This window comes from Comamonas sp. B-9, from assembly GCF_000410635.1.
Taxonomy (GTDB): Bacteria; Pseudomonadota; Gammaproteobacteria; order Burkholderiales; family Burkholderiaceae_C; genus Comamonas.
On the sequence record NZ_KE148668.1, the window covers coordinates 46,841 to 53,086 of the forward strand.

The 6,246-nt window shown below is 62.5% G+C and carries 4 protein-coding genes, 1 pseudogene and 1 riboswitch; of the genes and pseudogenes, 2 read left to right on the top strand and 3 right to left on the bottom strand.

The genetic code is table 11. The annotated features are described in order from the left end of the window. Positions 1 to 210 precede the first annotated feature (210 nt). Entirely contained in the window at positions 211 to 1,314 is a 1,104-nt protein-coding gene (gene aroC / locus H928_RS0123695) for a chorismate synthase (RefSeq protein WP_021028723.1), read from the top strand. A 78-nt stretch (positions 1,315 to 1,392) separates the two neighbouring features. Here the strand turns inward: aroC and nrdR are convergent, their stop codons facing one another. The 3 genes from nrdR to H928_RS29600 form a co-directional block, all read right to left on the bottom strand. Beyond that, positions 1,393 to 1,884, bottom strand: a complete 492-nt coding sequence (gene nrdR / locus H928_RS0123700) for a transcriptional regulator NrdR (protein ID WP_021028724.1) — start codon at positions 1,882 to 1,884, stop codon at positions 1,393 to 1,395. A 20-nt stretch (positions 1,885 to 1,904) separates the two neighbouring features. Beyond that, complete coding sequence (gene glyA / locus H928_RS0123705) at positions 1,905 to 3,149, bottom strand: serine hydroxymethyltransferase (RefSeq protein ID WP_021028725.1); 1,245 nt, start codon at positions 3,147 to 3,149, stop codon at positions 1,905 to 1,907. Positions 3,150 to 3,206: 57 nt separating this feature from the next. Further along, positions 3,207 to 3,369: riboswitch (ZMP/ZTP riboswitch) on the bottom strand. A 149-nt stretch (positions 3,370 to 3,518) separates the two neighbouring features. Further along, positions 3,519 to 4,493 (bottom strand): lytic transglycosylase domain-containing protein, encoded by a 975-nt coding sequence (locus H928_RS29600; protein WP_021028726.1) that lies wholly within the window; start codon positions 4,491 to 4,493, stop codon positions 3,519 to 3,521. Positions 4,494 to 5,701: 1,208 nt separating this feature from the next. On the opposite strand from H928_RS29600, the pseudogene H928_RS32645 reads away from it, so the two are divergent. Then, positions 5,702 to 6,246: pseudogene (locus tag H928_RS32645) on the top strand (hypothetical protein); the annotation flags it as partial.

The following is a 6,246-nucleotide window of genomic DNA, read 5'->3' on the forward strand; positions in this document are numbered from 1 at the left end:
GCTAAGGTACCCAGCGGCGCGCCGCCTGACGCCTATCTGGAGACGCTGGACAGCGGCTTTGGCCGCCTGCGTGCGGTGCGCCACAGCGCCGTGCTGCAGGGCCTGCCCGGCGGCTGGCCACACGCCGGCCAACCGCCTGGGGGTGACCAGCCCCGCTGGTGAGCCCTGCAGGGCTGCGTGGGGCACCGGCATCAGTGATAATGGCGGGCTATGAGCGGCAATACCTTCGGCACCTTATTTACTGTTACCAACTTTGGCGAATCCCATGGCCCGGCGATTGGCTGCGTGATTGACGGCTGCCCACCGGGCATGGCGTTGAGCGAGGCAGATATCCAGCAGGACCTGGACCGCCGCCGCCCCGGCACCAGCAAGTTTGTCACCCAGCGCAATGAGCCAGACAGCGTGGAGATCCTCTCGGGCGTCTACGAGGGCAAGACCACGGGCACGCCGATTGCGCTGCTGATCCGCAATACCGACCAGCGCAGCAAGGACTATTCCAATATTGCGCAGAGCTTTCGCCCGGGCCATGCCGACTATGCTTACTGGCACAAGTACGGCATCCGCGATCCGCGTGGTGGCGGCCGCTCCTCGGCCCGCCTGACGGCGCCCACGGTGGCCGCTGGCGCCGTGGCCAAAAAGTGGCTCAAAGAGAAGTTCGGTACCGCGTTCCGCGCCTGCATGCTGCAGGTGGGCGAGGTGGCCCTGCCTTTTGAGGACTGGGCCCATGTGCCCAACAACCCGTTTTTTGCGCCGGTGGCCGATGTGACCCGCTATGAAGACTATATGGATGCGCTACGCAAGGCGGGCGACTCCTGCGGCGCGCTGATCCGCGTGCAGGCCAGCGGCGTACCCGTGGGCCTGGGCGAGCCGCTGTACGACAAACTCGATGCCGACATCGCCTACGCAATGATGGGGCTCAATGCCGTCAAGGCCGTCGAGATTGGTGCCGGTTTTGACAGCGTGGCCCAGCGCGGCACCACGCATGGCGACTCGCTCAGCCCCCAGGGCTTTCGCAGCAACAATGCCGGCGGCATTCTGGGCGGCATCAGCACCGGCCAGGACATCGAGATCCGCATCGCCATCAAGCCCACCAGCTCGATCATCAGCCCGCGCGAGTCCATCGATACCGAGGGCAAGAGCACCGAGGTCATCACCAAGGGCCGGCACGACCCCTGCGTGGGCATCCGCGCCGCACCGATTGCCGAGGCCTTGCTGGCCATGGTGCTGATGGACCATGCGCTACGCCACCGCGCCCAGAACAGCGATGTGGTGCAGGCCGTGGGCCCGATTGCCGCCGAGGCGCCGCGAGCCTGACGAGGCGCAGCCCGGGCCGGCTCGGTGGCTGGCCCCCAAAGAAAAATGCGAACCCAGGGGTTCGCATTTTTTTGTGCCTCAGTCCTTTTTACGGGCGCTGTCTTTCTTGGGCTCGGGCGGCGGGGTCGTTACTTCGTCGACGATGGACTTGAACTGGTCAATGTCCTCGAAGCTGCGATAGACGCTGGCATAGCGGATGTAGGCCACCTTGTCGAGCTTTTGCAGCTCGGCCATGACCAGCTCGCCGATCAAATGCGTCTGCACCTCACGCGCACCCAGGGTGCGTAGCTTGTCCTCGACATGCTCGAGCGCCAGGTCCACCTTGTCGATGGGAACCGGGCGCTTGCGCAGCGCCAGGCTGAATGAGCCGCGCAGCTTGCTGCGGTCGTAGTCGATGCGCCGGCCGTCCTTTTTGACGATGACCGGCAGGCTGACTTCGGGCCGTTCATAGGTGGTGAAGCGCTTTTCGCAGTTGCCGCACTGGCGCCTGCGCCGTACAAAGCCGCCGTCTTCTGCAACACGGGTCTCCACCACCTGGGTATCGGGATGGCTGCAGAAGGGGCATTTCATAGGCGCGGGCGCAGGTCAGATCAGCGGTAGACGGGGAAGCGTGCGGTCAGGGCGTTGACCTTGGCGCGCACGGCAGCGATGTTGGCCTCGTCCCGTGGGTTGTCCAGCACATCGGCGATCAGGTTGGCCGTGAGGCGCGCCTCTTCGTCCTTGAAACCACGGGTGGTCATCGCGGGCGTACCGATACGGATACCGCTGGTGACCATCGGCTTTTCCGGGTCGTTGGGGATGGAGTTCTTGTTGATCGTCATATGGGCAGCGCCCAGCACGGCTTCGGCTTCCTTGCCGGTGATGCCCTTGGCGCGCAGGTCCACCAGCATCACGTGGCTTTGGGTGCCGCCGGAGATGATGCGCAGGCCGCGCTCGGTCAGGGTCTCGGCCACGATGCGGGCGTTGGTCTTGACCTGCTGGGCGTACTGCTTGAACTCAGGCGTCAGCGCTTCCTTGAAGGCCACGGCCTTGGCTGCGATCACGTGCATCAGCGGGCCGCCTTGCAGGCCGGGGAACACGGCCGAGTTGATGGCCTTTTCGTGCTCGGCCTTCATCAGGATCACGCCGCCACGGGGGCCGCGCAGGCTCTTGTGGGTGGTCGTGGTCACCACGTCGGCGTGGGGCACAGGGTTGGGGTATTCGCCAGCGGCGATCAGACCGGCGTAGTGGGCCATGTCGACCATAAAGATCGCGCCCACATCCTTGGCCACCTTGGCAAAGCGGGCAAAGTCGATTTCCAGCGAGTAGGCCGATGCGCCGGCGATGATCAGCTTGGGCTTGGTCTCGTGCGCCTTCTTTTCCATGGCGTCGTAGTCCAGCTCTTCCTTCTCGTTCAGGCCGTAGGAGACGACGTTGAACCACTTGCCGGAGATATTGAGCGGCATGCCATGGGTCAGGTGACCGCCTTCGGCCAGGCTCATGCCCATGATGGTGTCGCCGGGCTTGAGGAAAGCCAGGAAAACCGCTTCATTGGCCGATGCGCCGCAATGGGGTTGCACATTGGCAGCATCGGCGCCGAACAGTTGCTTGACGCGGTCGATGGCCAGCTGCTCGGCGATATCGACAAATTCGCAGCCGCCGTAGTAGCGCTTGCCGGGGTAGCCTTCGGCGTACTTGTTGGTCAGCTGGGTGCCCTGGGCCCACATCACGGCGGGGGAGGCATAGTTTTCGCTGGCGATCAGCTCGATGTGCTGCTCTTGGCGCTGGTTTTCGGCCTGGATGGCCGCAAAGAGTTCTGCGTCGGTCTGTTCGACAAGGATGTTACGTTGGTACATGGCGGTCGTTGGAGTCAGAAGTGAGCCCTGCCTGCCAACAGTGAGGTTGGCGAAAACAGGGGCTGCCCAGGCGCACGGCTAACACGTGGCGGGTGCGGGGGGCGATGCGCTCGCCCTGGCACTGCACGGTACGCTCCCCGGTGGTTGCTGCAGGCCGGGCCTGCATTCCACGTCAACAATCCGGTCATACAGATGTCTATCGCCAGTCGCGTACCCGGCTAGTGTAGCCGAGCTGCACCGGCCTGGGGCAATGGGTTTATCGCCACGTCTGGATAAAAACCGGTTCCGGGAAGCTGTGCCAGGGCCAGAAAAAACAAAAGCACCCGGCTGGGTGCTTGTGCGAAGAGGGCGATGAGCCGGAGGGGCTGGTCAGGAACCCATGGCCACGGCGGTGGCCTCGGCCTTGGCCGCTGCTGGCAGCGCGGCTTGCTTGTCGGCCAGGGCCACGGTTTCAGAAGCGTTGCCTGCAGCTGCGCTGTTGCTGGCGGCCTTGGCCTTGTCGGCCACGGTGCCGGCTGCGGCGGGCGTATCCGCCTGGGCCGACAGCGAAGGCTTGGCAGCGGGGGCCACCGGTGCCTTGGGCGTGTTGCTGCGGCCTTCGGCCACTTGCTTGATGCGGAAGTGCTCGGCCATCACCTTGGCGGCGTAGCCACCGTCGGTCGGCAGGTTGGCAGCGCCCACATAGTATTTGAGGCCGCCTTCGAGCGAGCCGGCGCGCTCAATGCATTCTTGCAGCACCTTGACACCCACGCGCAGGTTGGTCACCGGGTCAAAGGCCGCAAAGTGGCCGCCGAAGTGCTCGTACTTGTCGGTGTGGATCTTGGTCATCACCTGCATCAGGCCTTGCGCACCCACCGAGCTTTGGGCAAAGGGGTTGAAGCTCGACTCCACAGCCATGATCGCCAGGATCAGGGTGGGGTCCAGCTTGGTTTCCTTGCCCACCAGGTAGGCTTCGGAGACGAGCACGGCCAGGGGCTCTGGCGCTACGCGGTATTTCTTGGCCAGCCAATAGGCCACATTGGCTTGGTTGCGGGGCAATTGCTGGGGGTTGCTGGCGGTGGCACGGTCCACGGCCGCCACCATGGCGGCATCGTCGCCAGTGGATGCATCGGCATCGGCACCTGCCAGATCAACGGTTGGCGCATGCGTGCGGGCCTGCAGCCAGCTGCGCAATTGCGCCTCGCCGGCGTGGCGCAGGTCGTCGCGCGACACCAGGGTGAGGGCGCAGAACGCCACCACCAGACCAATCAAAGCAAAACTGTTGTGTGCCATGGTCATCAGACCACGGCTGATGGTGGCGCTCAATGAGCGCGCACCGGCATCCACTTGCGCGGGAGCCGTCATAGGGATTTTTCCTTTCTAAGTCCCGCCACCTCCAACAAATAGCCCGGCGGATAGTGCACCGGGCTGGGGTCTGGCAGGGTGGAGCCACACTGTCCTGTGTGGTCTCCGGCAGGCTGTCTGCGTTGCAGACGGCCCTTTGTCGTTTCAAGCACGCTCTTGCGTGTCAGGGGCTACGATCAAAACACCGTGAGGGGTGTTGACTAAAAAATCAGCAATCAATGCAATGGGCTGAATTCTAGAAGCTTGCTTAATACTCAGTCAACACTATTGAATTGGAAAATGAGAAAAAAAAGTAATAAAAAAACGTGTATAGCGGGCTGCTGCAGGGCCGGATCCGGGCAGGGGCGGCAGCCAGCCCTGCAGCGGGGATGGCAGGCAGAAAAAGCACCGGATCGGTGCCCTGTCGGGGACCCGGTTTTATGGGTTCAATAGCTTGTATTTAATCTTTTAAATACATTGATTGATATAAAGGATGCAGCAAAAAGTCAATCTTTATCAAATGCTGCGCGGCTGTTGTGCTCTATTTTTGGTGTAGCGCGCAGCCCCATTTGCGCTTTTGCAGCCCAGGGCGGTGCCTGGGTGCCGCCTGCGCATAGGCGCACAGAACCGTTGCGGGCCGCGCAAAACGCTGGCCTGATTTGGGCGGGCAGGTCTTGGTCATCATGCGGTCATCTGCGCCTACACAAATTTCACATGAAAAGGCCAAAAAACTGTATAAAAACCAGGATAAACCAGCCAATAACCCATGGCTACATCAGGTTTTTGGCATTTATACCTGGGTAAAATATCGGTGGACGCAAAAAAGCAGGGCCTGGCGTTGTGTTTTTGCGGCTCCACGCTGCGGTTTGGCATGCCGCAGTGTGAAAAGCATCGCGGTGTTCGAGGAGGGCGGACGGGCGGATGCCCGATCCGGCTGTTGGATCCATGCATCGCGGCATCGCCCCCTGCTGCTTTCGACCATGGCCGTGCCGCTACCGCAGGGGGTGCCGCCATAGAAACTGCGTTTTTCCTCTATATATAGAGGCACACCGTTTCCTGGGGCAGCCTGCAGGATTTGAACGATTGTGAACCAGCGACAGATGCCGCTTTTGTGTGCTAAGCCAGCGCCGCCACAGCGGCTTATTTGTGCACAATGGATCTTGGGCCTGCCATCGCAGCCATGGATACCATGGGGTGGGCCGTACTGACTCTGAGTGAGGATCATCGCCGTGAGCGAAACGCAAGAAACAAACAAGAAAAAGGTCGTCGCGATGCGCTGGTTGCGCCGGCTGGGATGGTGCCTGCTGGCGCTGCTGCTGCTGTGGGCGCTGTCGTGGCTGCTGCTGCCCTGGCTGCTGCGCACCCAGGGAGAGAAGCTGGGCACGGAAAAACTCGGGCGGGCGGTGCATATCGGGGCGGTGGAGTTCAAGCCCTGGTCGCTGGAGCTGACCGTGCGCGATCTGCAGATCGCCGGGCCCCAGGCAGACAGCGCGGCGATGCTGGCGGTCGAGCGCATCTATGTGGATGCCGATATCCAGTCGGTGTTCAGGCTCGCACCGGTGCTCGATGCCATCCAGGTGGACAAGCCCGTGCTGCGCATCGCGCAGACTGCCCCCGGGAAATTTGATTTTGACGACATTCTGCAAAAGCTGCGCAGCCCTGAGCCGCCGCCCGATGACGGCAAGACGGCGCACTTTGCGCTCTACAACATCGAGCTCAAAGAGGGGCAGGTGGCCTTCCGCGACGACACGGTGGGCCAGACCCATGAACTCCA

Excerpts from the sequence above, each read along its gene's own strand:
- aroC (WP_021028723.1), top strand. The coding sequence starts at position 211 with ATGAGCGGCAATACCTTCGGCACCTTATTTACTGTTACCAACTTTGGC.
- H928_RS29600 (WP_021028726.1), bottom strand. The coding sequence starts at position 4,493 with ATGACGGCTCCCGCGCAAGTGGATGCCGGTGCGCGCTCATTGAGCGCC.
- nrdR (WP_021028724.1), bottom strand. The coding sequence starts at position 1,884 with ATGAAATGCCCCTTCTGCAGCCATCCCGATACCCAGGTGGTGGAGACC.
- glyA (WP_021028725.1), bottom strand. The coding sequence starts at position 3,149 with ATGTACCAACGTAACATCCTTGTCGAACAGACCGACGCAGAACTCTTT.